Annotated in this window: 18 protein-coding genes; 13 read left to right on the top strand and 5 right to left on the bottom strand. The window is 50.7% G+C overall.

The genetic code is table 11. The features are described from left to right. Nucleotides 1-58 precede the first annotated feature (58 nt). The 7 genes from H8K38_RS08520 (at nt 59) to H8K38_RS08490 (ending at nt 7,089) form a co-directional block, all read left to right on the top strand. Nucleotides 59-2,053 (top strand): TonB-dependent receptor, encoded by a 1,995-nt coding sequence (locus H8K38_RS08520; protein ID WP_186884393.1) that lies wholly within the window; start codon nt 59-61, stop codon nt 2,051-2,053. A gap of 259 nt (nt 2,054-2,312) precedes the next feature. Continuing rightward, a complete protein-coding gene (locus H8K38_RS08515; protein ID WP_186884392.1) occupies nt 2,313-3,740 on the top strand; it encodes a hypothetical protein in 1,428 nt (475 codons plus the stop codon). Between the two features lie 251 nt (nt 3,741-3,991). After that, on the top strand, nt 3,992-4,528 hold the full coding sequence (gene hslV / locus H8K38_RS08510) for an ATP-dependent protease subunit HslV (protein ID WP_186884391.1): 537 nt from the start codon (nt 3,992-3,994) through the stop codon (nt 4,526-4,528). 69 nt (nt 4,529-4,597) lie between these two features. Continuing rightward, nucleotides 4,598-5,938 (top strand): ATP-dependent protease ATPase subunit HslU, encoded by a 1,341-nt coding sequence (gene hslU, locus H8K38_RS08505; RefSeq protein WP_186884390.1) that lies wholly within the window; start codon nt 4,598-4,600, stop codon nt 5,936-5,938. Nucleotides 5,939-5,970: 32 nt separating this feature from the next. Beyond that, on the top strand, nt 5,971-6,162 hold the full coding sequence (locus H8K38_RS08500) for a hypothetical protein (RefSeq protein WP_186884389.1): 192 nt from the start codon (nt 5,971-5,973) through the stop codon (nt 6,160-6,162). Between the two features lie 75 nt (nt 6,163-6,237). Then, the gene (locus H8K38_RS08495) at nt 6,238-6,753 is read left to right on the top strand and encodes a GAF domain-containing protein (protein WP_186884388.1); all 516 of its coding nucleotides are present in this window, start codon (nt 6,238-6,240) and stop codon (nt 6,751-6,753) included. A gap of 123 nt (nt 6,754-6,876) precedes the next feature. Further along, complete coding sequence (locus H8K38_RS08490; RefSeq protein ID WP_186884387.1) at nt 6,877-7,089, top strand: hypothetical protein; 213 nt, start codon at nt 6,877-6,879, stop codon at nt 7,087-7,089. Nucleotide 7,090: 1 nt separating this feature from the next. On the opposite strand, the gene H8K38_RS08485 is transcribed toward H8K38_RS08490, so the two are convergent. From H8K38_RS08485 to H8K38_RS08465, 5 genes are all read right to left on the bottom strand, one after another. Next, nucleotides 7,091-8,089, bottom strand: coding sequence for an NAD(P)H-dependent glycerol-3-phosphate dehydrogenase (locus H8K38_RS08485; RefSeq protein ID WP_186884600.1), 999 nt, complete (start codon nt 8,087-8,089; stop codon nt 7,091-7,093). Nucleotides 8,090-8,363: 274 nt separating this feature from the next. Continuing rightward, nucleotides 8,364-8,813 (bottom strand): SH3 domain-containing protein, encoded by a 450-nt coding sequence (locus H8K38_RS08480; RefSeq protein WP_186884386.1) that lies wholly within the window; start codon nt 8,811-8,813, stop codon nt 8,364-8,366. 63 nt (nt 8,814-8,876) lie between these two features. After that, nucleotides 8,877-9,350 carry a protein-export chaperone SecB gene (gene secB / locus H8K38_RS08475; RefSeq protein ID WP_186884385.1) on the bottom strand — a complete coding sequence of 158 codons (474 nt, stop codon included), beginning with the start codon at nt 9,348-9,350 and terminating at the stop codon, nt 8,877-8,879. 180 nt (nt 9,351-9,530) lie between these two features. Continuing rightward, nucleotides 9,531-9,791 carry a glutaredoxin 3 gene (gene grxC / locus H8K38_RS08470; protein ID WP_186884384.1) on the bottom strand — a complete coding sequence of 87 codons (261 nt, stop codon included), beginning with the start codon at nt 9,789-9,791 and terminating at the stop codon, nt 9,531-9,533. A gap of 24 nt (nt 9,792-9,815) precedes the next feature. Further along, nucleotides 9,816-10,217 (bottom strand): rhodanese-like domain-containing protein, encoded by a 402-nt coding sequence (locus tag H8K38_RS08465; RefSeq protein ID WP_186884383.1) that lies wholly within the window; start codon nt 10,215-10,217, stop codon nt 9,816-9,818. A gap of 101 nt (nt 10,218-10,318) precedes the next feature. Between H8K38_RS08465 and gpmA the strand changes: the two genes are divergently transcribed. The 6 genes from gpmA to H8K38_RS08435 all read left to right on the top strand — a co-directional run bounded on the left by gpmA (nt 10,319) and on the right by H8K38_RS08435 (nt 16,192). Continuing rightward, on the top strand, nt 10,319-11,065 hold the full coding sequence (gene gpmA / locus H8K38_RS08460) for a 2,3-diphosphoglycerate-dependent phosphoglycerate mutase (RefSeq protein ID WP_186884382.1): 747 nt from the start codon (nt 10,319-10,321) through the stop codon (nt 11,063-11,065). A gap of 6 nt (nt 11,066-11,071) precedes the next feature. Next, the gene (locus tag H8K38_RS08455) at nt 11,072-12,409 is read left to right on the top strand and encodes a murein hydrolase activator EnvC (RefSeq protein WP_186884381.1); all 1,338 of its coding nucleotides are present in this window, start codon (nt 11,072-11,074) and stop codon (nt 12,407-12,409) included. A 14-nt stretch (nt 12,410-12,423) separates the two neighbouring features. Next, nucleotides 12,424-13,905, top strand: a complete 1,482-nt coding sequence (locus H8K38_RS08450; RefSeq protein WP_186884380.1) for a S41 family peptidase — start codon at nt 12,424-12,426, stop codon at nt 13,903-13,905. 41 nt (nt 13,906-13,946) lie between these two features. Further along, nucleotides 13,947-14,699 (top strand): molybdopterin-synthase adenylyltransferase MoeB, encoded by a 753-nt coding sequence (locus H8K38_RS08445; protein WP_186884379.1) that lies wholly within the window; start codon nt 13,947-13,949, stop codon nt 14,697-14,699. Between the two features lie 69 nt (nt 14,700-14,768). Next, nucleotides 14,769-15,410, top strand: coding sequence for a glutathione S-transferase family protein (locus tag H8K38_RS08440; RefSeq protein ID WP_186884378.1), 642 nt, complete (start codon nt 14,769-14,771; stop codon nt 15,408-15,410). Further along, on the top strand, nt 15,407-16,192 hold the full coding sequence (locus H8K38_RS08435; protein WP_186884377.1) for a spermidine synthase: 786 nt from the start codon (nt 15,407-15,409) through the stop codon (nt 16,190-16,192). Before H8K38_RS08440 ends, H8K38_RS08435 begins: the two co-directional genes overlap by 4 nt. Nucleotides 16,193-16,200 lie beyond the last annotated feature (8 nt).

The raw sequence follows: 16,200 nt of genomic DNA, 5'->3' as shown, positions 1-16,200 counted from the left end.
TTTCAGATCGCTCTTCTGAGCGGTCTGCTTTGTTCATTTTCATGTTTCAGGAAAAATCATGCAATTTCACCGCACTATTGCCGCAGCCGCCGTCCTCTCCGCCCTTGCTCATTGCAACGCCAACGCACAAGCGATCAATACTGTCACGGTCACTTCCAACCCACTGGGAAATGGCGAAGACATGCAAGTACTGACGCCGGCAAAAATACTTTCCGGCCCTGAGCTTCGTGCAAAAATTGGCACCTCACTCGGTGAAACGCTGGGCAACGAGCTCGGTGTATCCGCCTCAGGATTTGGTGCAGGCGCATCGCGACCTATCATCCGCGGTCTGGAAGGCCCACGGGTAAAAATTCTGCAAAACGGCATGGGTGTTGCCGACGTCTCCAGCCTGTCAAACGATCACGCAGTCGCCAGTGAAAGTTCGACCGCGCAACAAATCGAAATTTTGCGCGGCCCAGCGGCTTTGCTCTACGGCAGCGGTGCCATCGGTGGTCTGATCAACGTCATCGACAATCGCATTCCCACCGTATTAAATAAAAAAATCACTGGCGAAGCGGAGCTCAGATACGGCACAGTGAATCAGGAAAAAAGTGGCTCATTCTCCGTAGATGGTTCCAGCGGCAACATAGGATTACATGTAGACGGCAACAGCCGCGAAACCGGAAATTATGATATCCCGGGTAAAGCAAACCTGTCAGATCCGGCATCAGCAGATGGCAAACTACCTTCCAGCTTCACCCGTTCAAACAGTCTCGCTGCCGGTGCTTCGCTGATTCAATCGTGGGGTTATCTGGGCGCAGCGGTACAAACTCTGAACGACCATTACGGCATACCAACTGCAGAAAAATCCTTTATCGATCTGCGGCAGAACAGGCTTGATCTGGAAGGCCAGCTCAACTCGCCACTAAAAGGTTTTGATAGTCTGAAATTTAAACTCAGCGGCACTGATTATCAACACACAGAAAAAGCTGAAGACGGCACCCCGGTCACGAACTTTAAAAACAAAATGCTGGAAAGTCGCATCGTCCTGTCGCACGCGAACTGGTCGGGCTGGCAAGGCAGTTGGGGGCTGCAGACGGAACAGACCAAATTCTCAGCATTGTCGGCGGCAAGTGGCCGCGCTGATACCGTTCCTTCGACCAAATCAACCTCGGTTGCGGTATTCGCGCTGGAACAACGTCAGTTTGGTGATGTTCTTGGTAGCGCAGGTGTACGCCTTGAAAATGTCAGCCGTGAACCAGACGAAATCAGTGCACTCGCTCACAGAAACTTCAATCTGTATTCCGCGTCTGCCGGTGGTTTATGGCAATTTACTCCGGGCTACAGTGCCGGTCTGAGTTTGTCACTCGCGCAACGCGCTCCGGCAACAGAGGAATTGTATTCAGCAGGTCCGCACGAATCGACAGCAACGTTCGATATCGGCAATATCAACATGAAAAAAGAGATTTCGCATAATCTCGAATTCACCCTGCAAAAATCCACCGGATTGCTGCGCTGGAAGTTGAATGCCTTTATTAATCAAGTCGATAACTATATCTATGGTCATACGGATGGCACCAAAGTAGATGGAGAAGGTATCCCTCAGGCGGACGCTGAATTCACTTTGCGCAACTGGTCACAGGCGACTGCGAAGATTCGCGGTGGCGAAGCGGAAATCAGTTATAACCACTTGGGAGAAGGATTTTCTGCGCGCGCCTTTGCTGATATCTCGCGCGGTACACTGACTGATCTCGGAAACTTACCTTTGCAACCGGCCACACGTGTTGGTTTCGATTTGGGATTCAAACAAGGGGCTTGGCGCACCTCGCTGAATGTCCTGCATGCACAGCGTCAGGACAGACTGGCCAGTTTTGAAAATTACGTCACACCTTCGTACACCAGAGCAGATGCCAACCTGAGTTACTCTCATCCGTATCAAGGACAACAAATTACCTGGTTCCTGATGGCCAGAAATTTGCTGAATCAGGATATACGCCTGTCCACCTCGATATTGAGAGAAAGCGTACCGCAGCCGGGCAGAAGCTTTATCGCCGGAGTCAGAACCAGTTTTTAATTTCTGCCTTGTTACGAAATGTAAAATTAAATTTACACAGATGGCGTAGTTAAATGCGAAATGGAGGCTAAATGCCTCCATTTTTGTGTATATGAGCTTAATATGCTAACTTCTCTAAGATATTTTTAAAAAACTGATTTTTGTAAAAAATAAAACATTGTTAAGTCAGAAAAGCGCGGCTTACTATTTACGCTCAATTAAGAATATACTTAGCAAGTACAAATTTCACTCGTTTAAGACGTATTTTTTTAGGAATAGTGTGGGGATTTTTTCTCTTTTCGGTAAAAAAGGTGGCAAAAAAGAAGATCGCTCCACCGAGAAATCTTCTTCAAGAAAAGCTCGCTCTAAATCTGGTAACACTGTTATTACAGGTTTCCATGACAGCGAGGTTTTCAGCAATTCTGTCATTGCCCAGCGCCACGTCGCTCGTGCTACTGAACGAAAAATTGATGCCATAGAATTTGAAATGTCGCGCGACATCGTCAAGACGCGCCCGCCGGTCATCACCAAAACCGATATTTCAAAAAAACTCGGCAACAGTAAATTTGATCTCACCGAACACACACAACCTCTGACAAATCGTGGCCCTGTAGCGGATTTTCAAACAACGCTGCCGATGCCGATGCCGTCAGATTATCTGCTCGGCCACAATACAGAAATTCCGGGGTCAGCACTCGCCTATAGTGAATCCGTACCGGTTCTCGAAGAAGCAGCCATTTTGTTTGCAAGCGGACAAAATGAAGTCGCAGAGCAAATGCTGGATGCCGCCGTACATCACCAACATCTTGGACTGGCGACCGAAATAGGCTGGCAGATGCTATTTGATTTATACCGGATCACGAATAATCAGCATAAATTTGAAAGCCTCTCGCTCGATTACGCCAACAAATTTGAAACCTCGCCTCCGCTGTGGCCTGAAAATACACCGCAGCCAGAAGCCGACACGCATCCTAAGGATGCGTCCCGACCAAGCATACTTTTCCCGGTAAAACTTGACGCTACCATTGTCAAAATACTGGAAAAAATTAATATTGCGAGCGCAAAAAGTCCTAGCCTGCGTCTGGATTTCTCGAAAATTAAAGAAGTTGATCCTGTCGGCTGCGGCTTATTGTTACGGACACTCAAAAATCTGAAAAAGACCGGGCATGATCTGATGCTGGTCGGCGCACAAAGCCTGACAGATAAAATTCGCGCCATTTTGCAGGTCGGGCGGCGTGACGAGACAGAAGCCCCGTGGCTGCTGTTATTAGAAATTCTGCAATTGCTGCACTTTGAAAAAGCATTCGAAGAAGCCAGCATGGATTACTGCATTACGTTTGAAGTGTCTCCGCCATCGTTCGAAGCACCTCAGAATAATGTCACCGATGCCTTCCCAGAGCTCAATCATGAAGAGGAAGAAGCGCCTTCTGATCGTTTCTTCATGCCTGCAATGGTGGATGGCAGCGTCGACACGCTGGTGAAAAAAATTGCTGAACAAGCAGCACAGCACCAGCCTTTGATCATCGATTGCTCGAAACTTGACCGCGTGGAATTCAGCGCCTCCGCTGAGTTATTAAACGGCCTGGCACCCATCGTCGGCAAACCCGGTGTGACTATCCGGTTTGAAGAAGTGAATTATCTGGTCATGATGTTATTTAACGCGATGGGTTTAAAAAATATCGCCAGCATCTCACTGCGTAAGCACTAGACTTCTTGTAATTCTGCCGACACACCCCATTTTCTTTCTGGTTCCGATGCGCCATCGCGTGTGTGTTGTCGCTTTTTATTCTTGCGCCTATCTGTCATCCGTCTGACAAAGACGATTTTCAAATAAGTATAGCGGTAGCAAGCACTCACGTAACAAGATCCGCTCAGTACGCAGTCTCGTTCTGCTTCAATCTCTGCCGGCGCGAGCCTGCGAAGCTTCGCGACATAGTTTCAACCATTTATGAGGTCCTTATGGAACAATTTCACGGCACCACCATCCTGACGGTACGGCGCGGCAATGTTGTCGCCCTCGGCGGCGATGGTCAGGTCACCCTTGGCAATATCGTTATGAAAGGTACAGCACGCAAGGTGCGCAAGCTGTATCACAATAAAGTACTGGCGGGTTTCGCTGGCGGCACTGCAGATGCATTCACATTAATCGAACGCTTTGAATCTAAACTGGAAAAACATCAGGGGCATCTGATGCGCGCATCGGTGGAGCTCGCCAAAGACTGGCGTACCGACCGTATGTTACGCCGCCTGGAAGCGATGCTACTGGTGGCAGACAAAGACACGACCCTGGTCATCACCGGCAATGGTGATGTGCTCGAACCGAACCAGGGCATAGGAGCGATCGGCTCCGGCGGCACGTTTGCACAATCAGCCGCGATTGCCCTGTTTGAGAATACCGATTTGTCACCGGTCGAGATCGTCAAGAAGTCGCTGACGATTGCAGGTGAATTGTGTATTTATACCAATTTGTCGCACACCATAGAAACCCTGGAATAATTTTGATTCACCATGCCCGATGAGCGCCTGCGGCGCCGGTATGGATTTAAGAAGCAGATAGGAAACAGCATGAATATGACTCCGCAAGAGATCGTCTCTGAACTCGATAAACACGTGGTCGGTCAGGCCAAAGCAAAACGGGCAGTCGCGATTGCCCTGCGCAATCGCTGGCGTCGCCAGCAGGTCGAAGAACCGTTACGCCATGAAATCACGCCAAAAAACATTTTGATGATAGGCCCGACAGGCGTCGGCAAAACAGAAATCGCCCGTCGTCTCGCAAAACTGGCGGATGCCCCTTTCATTAAAATTGAAGCGACTAAATTCACCGAAGTCGGCTATGTAGGGCGAGACGTCGATACCATCATCCGCGATCTGGTCGATATCGGCATCAAGCAAACGCGCGAGGCAGCGACCCGCAAAGTCCGGCTGCGCGCGGAAGATGCGGCAGAAGACCGCATTCTCGATATCTTATTGCCACCGGCACGCGATTTCGGCATTCATCCTGAAGGCAGTGAAGCTGCGCCAGCCGCTGACAATGCGACCCGCCAGACTTTCCGCAAACGTCTGCGTGAAGGCGCGCTGGACGACAAAGAAATCGAGCTCGAAGTGGCTGAAGCAGTAACCCACATGGAAATCATGGCACCGCCGGGCATGGAAGAAATGACTGAGCAAATTAAAACCATGTTCTCTGGAATGGGCAATGGCCGCAAAAAAACCCGCAAACTGAAAATCAAAGAAGCATTCAAATTACTGATTGAAGAAGAAGCGGCCAAACTGGTCAACGAAGAAGAATTGAAACAAGACGCGATCAGAAACGTAGAGCAGAACGGTATCGTTTTTCTGGATGAAATCGATAAAATTGCATCGCGCTCAGAAACTGGTGGTGCCGAAGTTTCGCGCGCCGGTGTGCAACGCGATTTGCTGCCGCTGGTTGAGGGCACGACGGTCAATACCAAGTATGGCATGATCAAAACCGATCATATTCTGTTCATTGCTTCCGGTGCCTTCCATCTTGCCAAACCGTCGGATCTGATCCCGGAGTTACAAGGCCGTTTCCCTATCCGCGTCGAACTTGAATCCTTATCGATTGCTGATTTTGAACGCATATTGACCAGCACCGACGCTTGCCTGACACGTCAGTATCAGGCACTACTGGCAACCGAAGATGTTGCGGTGGACTTCACTCCGGAAGGCGTGGAAAAACTCGCCAGCATCGCTTATTCCGTCAATGAAACGACCGAAAATATCGGTGCGCGCCGGCTGTACACTGTGATGGAAAAACTGCTGGAGGAAATCTCTTACGCAGCACACGAAAACGCCGGAAAAGTGGTGACGATAGACGCGGCCTATGTTGAAGAGCGACTCGGCGCATTGTCGGTTAATGAAGACTTGTCGCGCTACGTGCTGTAAGCGGCGACCCTGATCATTCTGCGAGGTTCAACATGGCAAACAAAGCACTGGCAACACGGCAGCGTATGCAATTCCGTGTTGAGCCTTCGCAGGTGGGTCGCCACTTAGCACAACATCATGCGACAAAGCTGGCATCCGGCACAAAGCCAAAAGCGCATCCGGCACCGGCCACAGCGAACGCAAAAGCAAAAGCGAAACCCAGGCTAAAGGCCAAGGCTGAATAAAGCCTGAGCATTTTTTATCGCGCGTGCCTTACTCAACTTAAGTCAGCGCGACATTTTATTTCAAGAGAAAACACCATGTTTGAAACTTCGGCCGCGAGTGAACAACCGGATTACGCCTTACTGGCGAAACAGATCCGCAGCATCTTAGAAGGCGAACGCAATCTGAGCACCAACGCGTCGCAATTTTCAGCCTTTATTTATCACAGCCTGACGGGGCTGAACTGGGCTGGGTTTTATCTGTGCGCAGCAGCTAAAAACCCCATGACAGAATTTCCATACGATTTATTGGTCGGGCCGTTTCAGGGCAAAGTCGCCTGCGCACGCATTCCGTTTAAGCGTGGCGTCTGCGGTACTGCGGCAGCGGAAAAACGCACAGTGCTGGTTGCCGATGTACACGCGTTTCCCGGACATATCGCGTGTGATTCTGCATCGAATTCTGAAATCGTGATTCCTGTGATCGTGAATGGACAGGTCGCCGGTGTGTTTGATATCGACAGCCCGCATCTGAACCGTTTTTCAGCAGAAGATCAGCAAGGGCTGGAAGCGCTGCTGGCTGAATTCATCAACGCCACCGATTTTCCCACGCTCTGATCGTCACTCAGAACGGCAATGACACAGGGCAAGTTGATGATCTATGCACATTTGACAACACGATAGTGGCAAAGCTGCATGGCTGGCTTTATACTGGATTCTTGCCACCAGTCGGAGCCCGTCATGCCAGGAAGCCGCCGCCGTAAAGCTTTACGCAAATATTGTCAGCCATTGCGGCGCAAAGATGTGATTTCACGCCTACTGGTGGATATCGGGCTGCACTATCTGGACATACTGGGATTCGCAAAAACCAGAGAGCTGATGCAGCGCCACGCAATTGCCGAACCGGTGATCACGCGGGTGCTGGAATACCCAGCACAACGCCGCCGTTATTGATTCAGCTGACTTCCTGCTTAGAATCGCGCGCCAACAAACGCATACTCATTTCTCTGGCAGAAACGCCATCAAATAAGACTCCCGCCACCGCGTTCGTAATCGGCATATCGACGCCCAGTCGCGCTGCCAGACTGCGCACCGCCTGCGCGCAACGTACGCCTTCGGCAACATGACCCAGCTCTTCGATAATCACCGCGAGCGACTTTCCTTGTGCCAGCGCCAGGCCGACTTTGCGGTTACGCGACAAATCACCTGTGCAGGTCAGAATTAAATCGCCAACGCCAGTCAGGCCCATCAGGGTTTCCGCTTTACCGCCGAGCGCAACGCCAAGCCGACTGATTTCTGCCAGACCGCGCGTCATCAAAGCTGCGCGCGCATTCAGGCCAAGACCCAGTCCGTCAGCCACACCGGTAGCAATCGCCAGAATATTTTTGACTGCCCCGCCGACTTCAACACCGACCAGATCATCGCTGGAATACACCCGCATCGCATTGACGTGCAGGGCTTGCACAACACGTTGGCAGAGTGCCGGAGAAGTCGAAGCAATCGTCAGCGCGCAAGGTAATCCCTGCGCGACTTCCTGCGCAAACGACGGGCCGGACAAAGCACCGATGGCCACATCATCGCCCAGTATTTCGCGGGCAATCTGATGCGGCAGTAACTGCGTCGCCTCTTCGAAACCTTTGCACAGCCAGATCACATTTTGCGGCGCATACGGCAGGCAAGCCTCTAAAGTCGGGCGCAGACCGGATACCGAAGTCGCAATCACCAGCAGGCTGTCATTCCCCGCAACATGCGCCATCGCAGCGGAAAAATCCGCAGTGATTTCGAGATTGTCTGGCAGCGGAAACCCCGGCAGATAAACGACATTCTCACACTGCGCCTGTATTTCCTGCATCGCGGCCTGATTCCGGCCCCACATCAATACTTTGTTTTTTGCTGTCAGGGCAATCGCCACTGCTGTGCCCCAGGCACCTGCGCCTAATACGCTGATATTCATGCTCTTACCTACGATGGAAATCATCAGAAACGGCTCAAATATACTCCCACCAGTATATTTTGAAACCCTTTATCTATGCCGACAATCGGTGGGTTTTTAATAAAAACAGGGGGAGTATGCGAATTTCGCCCTAAAATACCGGCTGTCTTCAGTAATCGGTTCCGCCAGCTTTACGCCAGCAAATACAATCCGTCATTGCGCATCACATACAAAAAGAGGACAGCACGCTGTCCTCTTTTGAATTACTGCCGTCAAACCAGCGATCAGGGCGGAATTATAAACCCCAGACCTCGTTCACTTTCACGTAACCAAGCTGCCCGTCGCGATGCCGGACTTTGACCCAACCAGCCGAAGCAGGTTCGGCCATTTCCAGCAAGACGTTTTTCTCAGCGCTGAATACCAGTGCGGCACTGTCATCAGCACTGGCGCGGATTTTCGCATTGGCAACCCGCACAATCAGATTGCGGCGGGTAATCAGATCCTTGGATTCGACCCAGCTCAGGTCGCCCGCCATATCCCTGACTTTACTCCACGCACCCGAGGTGAAAATCACTTCCACCGGCATGCCGCGTGGCGCCACATAGACTTTGCCACCCTTCACCGAAGGCGCGTCGTACATAATCACAGGCGTCGCACCAACCGAACGGAACTCCATCGCCTGCACCGGCGCTGTCACCAGCGTCGCCAACAGACTCAGGGTAGAAATGGAAATCAAGCCGCGCATGAACTTCTTTCTTCACCCGCGCGGATCATCAATCAGATGGCGATCCGGCGGGTATCAGGAAAATTACTGGATAGTCGCAGGTGCTTCAGCTGCGTTAGCCTGATCTGCTGCGATTTGCAAACGTTGCGCATAGAAGGCTTCAAAGTTGATTTCCGACAGATGAATCGGTGGGAAACCAGCGCGGGTGATCGCATCCGCTACGTTAGAACGCAGGTATGGATAGATGATGTTCGGGCAACCGATACCCAGCAATGGATCGAGCTGATCTTCAGGGATATTGCGCGCTTCAAAAATACCCGCTTGTTTGCCTTCAACCAGGAACGCTACTTTGTCGCCGATTTTAGCTGTCACAGTCACTGTCACTGTGGATTCAAAAATGCCATCCGCCAGTTTTTCATTGCCGACATCAACAGAAACTTCGATGCCAGGGGCTTCTTGTTCCAGGAAAATCGCTGGAGAATTTGGCTGTTCAAGCGACAAATCTTTCAGATATACGCGTTGGATTTGGAATACGGGCTGCAGATTTTCGTCAGACATGTGAGACTTTCTAAAATTCTAAAAGATTAATAATGAACAGCGAGATGGGCAGATAGGGCCGATTCTGGCCATTTCAAGATCGCGCCGCCTTATTGTAGCAAGGAGACTGCAAAAATCACAACTTCGCAGACACTTCAACAGCAAGCCCGTAGAAAATCCGGTCAAAGCCGGATTTTCTACTCAAGGATTCAGCAAAGCATCGAGCTTACCGGCACGATCAAGGGCCGACAAATCGTCAAAACCACCAACATGGGTGTCGCCGATGTAAATCTGCGGCACCGTGCGGCGCCCGGTTTTCTGCATCATCGCATCGCGTTCGGCAGGATCAAGATCAATGCGCACTTTGTCGATGTCCTCGACGCCCTTGGATTTCAACAAGCGTTCAGCCATCGTGCAATACGGACAAACGCCCGTGCTATACATACGAACTTGCGGTTTCATACACTTCTCCAGCTACTTTACAGCTTACTTAACAATCGGCATACCCTGGGTTTTCCAGGCTTCGGTGCCACCATCGAGACTGAATACCTGCGCAAATCCGGCTTTATTCAACACAGAAACGGCATTCGAAGAACGCACGCCCGTCGCGCAGACAGTGATCACCACTGCATTTTTGGACTTTTCGATTTCTTTCAAGCGATTATTGATCTCTGCCAGCGGGATATTTTTTGCATTCGGCAGATGGCCCGTCGCAAATTCGTCTGCGCTACGCACATCCAGCACCAGCGTTTTGCCCTGATTGATGTATTGTGTCGCCTGTAATTGCGACACTTTGGCACCACGGCGTTGCAACAAAGGCAGCAATAAAGCACCACCAGAAATCAACGCAATACCGATCAGAAAAATATTATCAAGAATGAATTTCACAGGTTTCCAGTAGTAAAAATGGTTATCAGAAGCCCGTCATTATAAAATAGATGCAGCGAACATATTTAAATGCATACTAACCACGACTTAAACTGACCACTATGTACAAAATCGTATTAATGCGACACGGTGAATCCACCTGGAATCTTGATAACCGTTTCACCGGCTGGACCGACGTTGACCTGACCCCGAAAGGCGTCGCCGAGGCGACGCAGGCAGGCAAATTACTCAAAGAAGCGGGTCTGACATTTGACCTGGCCTACACTTCCGTCCTCAAACGTGCAATCCGCACGCTGTGGGGCACGCTCGATGAAATGGATCTGATGTGGCTGCCAGTCGTGCACGACTGGCGCCTGAATGAGCGCCACTATGGCGCGCTGCAAGGTCTGAACAAAGCAGAAACTGCCGCCAAGTACGGTGATGACCAAGTATTGGTATGGCGCCGCAGCTATGACACACCGCCAAATCCGCTGGCAGAAGACGATGACCGCACATCATTCAATGATCCGCGTTATGCCGGTCTGGATCGCAAACAAATCCCATTGACAGAATGTTTGAAAGACACAGTCGCACGCGTCGTACCGGCATGGGAAGACAGCATTGCACCTGCGATCCGCTCTGGCAAACGTATCCTGATCTCAGCACACGGCAACAGCCTGCGCGCCCTGATCAAAATGCTCGATGGCATCAGCGACGACGATATCGTCAATCTGAATATTCCTAACGGTCAGCCTTTGGTGTATGAACTGGATGCCGATCTGAAGCCGATCAGACATTATTACCTCGGTGATCAGTCGGCGATTGAAGCCGCACTGAAAGCCGTTGCCAGCCAGGGTAAATCCAAGTAATCCTAGATGCAAAAACACACACGCTTTTTGCTTTCCAGCCTGCTGTGCCTGTCTATCACAGGTACAGCAGCATCAGGCTTTGCCGCCAGTAACTCGCGCGCCCTGCAAAAAAATAAAGCAGAAGCTGAACGTGCAGAGTTGCAGCAAAAACTGAAAGCATTAAAAACAGACATCAATAAGACCGAGAGCGCCAAAGATCAGGCCAGCGATGCACTCGCAGAGTCTGAAAAAGCCATCTCGGAAGCAAACCGGTCTTTGCGCGATTTGCAGACCGAGCAAGCGCAGACTGAAGAAAAACTCCGGCAACTGACCGAGCAACAACAAGCCTTAAGTGCACAGATAGAAAAGCAAAAGAAGCAACTGTCGACATTCCTGCGCCGGCAATACATGCACGGCGACAGTGATCGTATCAAGCTGCTGCTGTCTGGCGACAATCCGAACCGGATTAACCGCGATCTGCAATACATGGGCTATGTCTCGCAAACGCAGGCCAAAATGATAGAAAGCCTGCGCAGCAGTCTGAAAGCGGCGGAAAAAAATACCCAGGATGCGCAAGAGGCCAAGGCCGAACTCGATGAAATCGCCGAAGAAGAAAAAGACCACAAGATCGCGTTAGAAAAAGAAAAGAAAAAACATGCGACGCTGGTCGGACAGTTATCAAACAAACTCTACGCACAAAAAAAACAGGCAGATAATCTGCAAAAAGATGAACAAAGACTGAGTAATCTTGTCTCACGTCTGAATCAACTGATAGAAGAGCAGTTGAAAGCCGATAAACTGCGCGCAGAACAGGAAGAGAAACAGCGCCAGGAAAGAATTGCGGCGCAAAAGGAAAGAGCAAAGCAGGCGGCGCTGGACAAGAAAGCCGGTAAGAAGCCGAATCCGAATGCGATTGATGCCGATGAACCGCCACCGAAACAGGCGAAGTCAGAAGCACCACCGGCCGGAGAATTTGATCGCTTGAAAGGGCAATTAAGACTACCAGTCAAAGGCGAAATTCTGGCGAAGTTTGGCAGCAAGCGCGGCGATGGTCCAAGCTGGAAAGGTTTATTCATCAAAGCCGGTGAAGGCAGTGAAATTAAAGCCATCGCAGCGGGCAAAGTCATTTTTGCAGATTGGTATAAAGGTTACGGAAATATGATTATTGTTGGTCATGGCGACCAATACATGAGCATCTATGGCAATAATCAGGCAGTATTGAAACATGTCGGCGACAGCGTCAAAGCGGGCGACATTATTGCCAGTGCCGGTAACAGCGGCGGCAATGAAGAATCAGGTTTATACTTTGAAATCCGTCATCAGGGACGGGCATTTGATCCACTTAACTGGATCGTCGTTAAATAGGCATTAGGTGAATCATGGGCAGTAAATTTAAGAATTTCGGTTTAATCGGCCTGGGCATGGTCGCTGGCGTGGCGGTTTCCATGCAGTTTTCTGCTCTTGCGCAAAAAAATGCCGGCAGCCCCCTGCCAGTGGAAGAATTGCGCCAGCTGGCTGATGTCTTCGGTCTGATCAAGTCAGATTATGTCGAACCTGTCGATGATAATAAACTGCTGACAGAAGCAATCTCTGGCATGGTGGCATCGCTGGACCCGCACTCCGCCTATCTGGATAAGAAATCCTTTAAAGAATTAAAGGAAGGCACACAAGGTAAATTCGTCGGCCTCGGCATTGAAGTCGGGATGGAAGACGGCTATGTCAAAATCGTTTCACCGATTGAAGATTCACCTGCCTACCGTGCTGGCTTAAAACCAGGCGATCTGATCACGCGTCTCGATTCACTGCCAGTCAAAGGCATGACGCTCGATGAAGCCGTCAAAAAAATGCGTGGTGAACCGAATACCAAAATCACGCTGACGATTGCCCGCAAAACGGAAGACAAACCAATTATCGTCACCATCACACGTGAACTGATCAAACAGCAAAGTGTGAAGGCCAAGATCGTTGAACCTGGTTATGCATGGCTGCGCATCTCGCAATTCCAGGAGCCAACCGTTGAAGATATGGCCAAGAAAATCCAGATTTTGTATGCGCAAGACCCTGCAATCAAAGGTCTGGTGCTGGATTTACGCAATGATCCGGGCGGCGTACTGCCAGGCGCCGTCGGTGTGTCCGCTGCGTTTTTACCTAAGGACGTGCCGGTGGTTTCCACCAATGGACAGTTGGCAGACTCGAAAGCAACCTTCTACGCCAAACGCGAATATTATGCAGGCCGCGCAATGGGTGACCCGCTGGCCAAATTACCGGAAGCCATTAAAAATGTGCCTATGGTTGTGCTGATCAATACAGGTTCTGCTTCTGCATCTGAAATCGTCGCCGGTGCTTTGCAGGATTACAAACGTGCAACGGTGATCGGTACTCAGAGTTTCGGTAAAGGTTCTGTGCAGACCATACGCCAGATTTCTGCTGATACAGCAGTCAAACTGACGACTGCGCGCTACTACACACCGAATGGCCGCTCGATACAGGCAAAAGGCATCGTGCCTGATCTGAATGTGGAAGAAACAGCCGAAGGCGATGGTTTCAACAGTTTCCGCGCACGTGAAGCAGATTTGCAAAAACATCTGACGAACGACAAAGAAAAAGAAGTTGTCCGCCCGAAAGTGGACGAGCTGGAGGAAGAACAACGCCTGCTGGCATTGGCCAAGAAAAGCAAACCACTGGAATACGGCAGCAAAGAGGATTTCCAGTTAGCGCAGGCGCTGAATCATCTGAAAGGCTTGCCGGTCAAAGTGACTGAGCCAAAAGAAGTGAAAGAAACAAAAGACGCAGCAAAAGACGGTGCGGAAAAATCAGAGAAAACCGACAAAGACGGCAAATCTGATCACAAGAAAAAATAATCAGACCTTCAAGGCCGCTGCACAGCGGCCTTTTTTATCTCATGAACGACAATCAACTCCTGCGCTATTCGCGCCATATCCTGCTTGAACAGATAGGCATAGAAGGCCAGAAAAAAATTACTGAAGCCAAAGTTCTGATCATCGGTGCCGGTGGCCTTGGCTCTCCTGCCGCTCTGTATCTTGCCAGCGCCGGTGTCGGCAGCCTTACCCTGGTTGATAATGACTACGTCGATCTGACAAATCTGCAAAGACAAATTCTGCATACAACTGAGCGGGTCGGCATGGCGAAAGTCTTATCCGGCCGGACAGCGCTGCAACAGATCAATCCTGATGTTCATGTCATCGCCCTGCAAGAACGGGCTCAAGATCAGCGGCTCGAAGAGCTGATACAGCAAGCGGACATTGTGCTTGATTGCTGTGACAATTTCAGCACGCGTCATGCAGTGAACGCTGCCTGTGTCAAATATCAACGACCGCTGGTCTCCGGTGCGGCCATTGCATTTGATGGCCAGATCAGCGTCTTCGATGCGCGTAATACAGAATCGCCTTGCTATGCATGTCTGTTTCCACCGGATCAGAAATTCGAGGAAATCCTGTGTTCCAGCATGGGTGTCTTTGCGCCACTGGTCGGCATCATCGGCACCATGCAGGCAGCCGAAGCCTTGAAGCTGATCATGCAAACGGGTAAATCTCTGCAAGGCCGCTTACTGCTGCTGGATGCGATGAGCATGGAATGGACGACGATAGGAATGAAAAAAAATCCGCGCTGCCCGGTTTGCGGTGAGCAACACTAAGCGCTTCCTTCATTTCAATCATGTTTGCCGGCGAAAGTTTCCGGCTCAGCCCGATTTCCCAGAAAAATCATGTACACACTTTATTACGCTCCGGCGACCGCCAGCATGGCGGTGCATCTGGCCTTACTGGAAACAGGTGCGCCCTACGAACTGCAACTGGTCGATTTTGAAAAAAATCAGCAAAAAGATCCCGCTTACCTGCGTCTGAATCCGAACGGGGTCGTGCCGACGCTGGTGTGCGATGGCAAGCCATATATAGAAACGGCCGCTTTGATGATGTTGCTCGCTGAGCGCCATCCGGCGGCGGGTCTGGCTGGCACGCCGGAACAATATGATGAATGGCGTCAGTGGATGGTTTATCTGAGTCACAATCTGCAGGCCACTTATCGTTTCTGGTTTTATCCATCAGAACTGGGTTATGCAACGCATCCCGATGAGGTACGTCATGCCCTGCAGATGCGTATAGAAAAAATATGGGATCAGTTAGATCAACGCCTGAACGCGCATGGCCCTTATCTTCTCGGTGCACAATTCTCAGTCGCCGATCTGTATCTGACAGTATTGATGCGCTGGTCACGTAAGATGCCGCATCCGGCAACCGAATGGCCAGCACTGAATCATCTGGTGCAACTGATCACCAATCGCCCTAGCTGGAAAAAAATGATGGAGATAGAAGGCGTGGATATCTGGCCTGAGGATAAAACCGCATGAGTAAACCAACCGATTTATACGCCACCACCCAGATTGCCGGTTATCCGGAAATCAGCATTTCCGAATTCATCGGTGTGCGCTCTCTGCATTTATCGTCCGATGCCATACAGGGTTCCATGCGACTGGCCATGCCGGATCAGATTGAGCTGGAATACGTGCAGCAAATGATGATGTGGCTGCTGTTCAACAAGACACCGCAACATATCGTCCAGCTGGGACTCGGTGCTGCTGCGCTGACCAAATTCTGTTACCGTCAGTTCCCGCAAGCTCAGGTCACCGCCATAGAGCTGAATCCGAATGTAATCGCCGCCTGCTATCAGCATTTTCGCCTGCCACCCAACGACGACAGGCTGCATGTCGTCGCCATGGATGCCATGACATACGTCACTGATACCGCGCATCATGGCAAAGCCGATGTGATGCAGGTTGATCTGTACGATGCCGCCGCCGAAGCACCGGCACTCGGCAGCCCGGAGTTTTATCAGGCTTGCGCAGATTGTCTGACAGATGACGGCATACTGACGGTCAATTTATTCGGCAACCCGGAACACTACGAAGCTAATTGCAATGCGAATCTGGACGCCTTGAATGCGGCCTTTGATGCGGTCGTCTGGCTACCGATGGTGCACGATGCGAACACGGTTGCGATCGCCTTCAAACAGGCACCGGCAGTCGATTTCGATGTGCTGTATGAACGCGCAACAGAGATCAGACTCAGCATGAAATTGCCGGCGGCAAAATGGGTTAACGGACTGAAAGCCTGGATGCAGGATACGCAGTGATGTCTGTT

The organism is Undibacterium sp. FT79W (assembly GCF_014284215.1).
Classification (GTDB): domain Bacteria; phylum Pseudomonadota; class Gammaproteobacteria; order Burkholderiales; family Burkholderiaceae_D; genus Undibacterium; species Undibacterium aquatile.
This window is presented reverse-complemented; position numbering and strand designations above follow the sequence as displayed.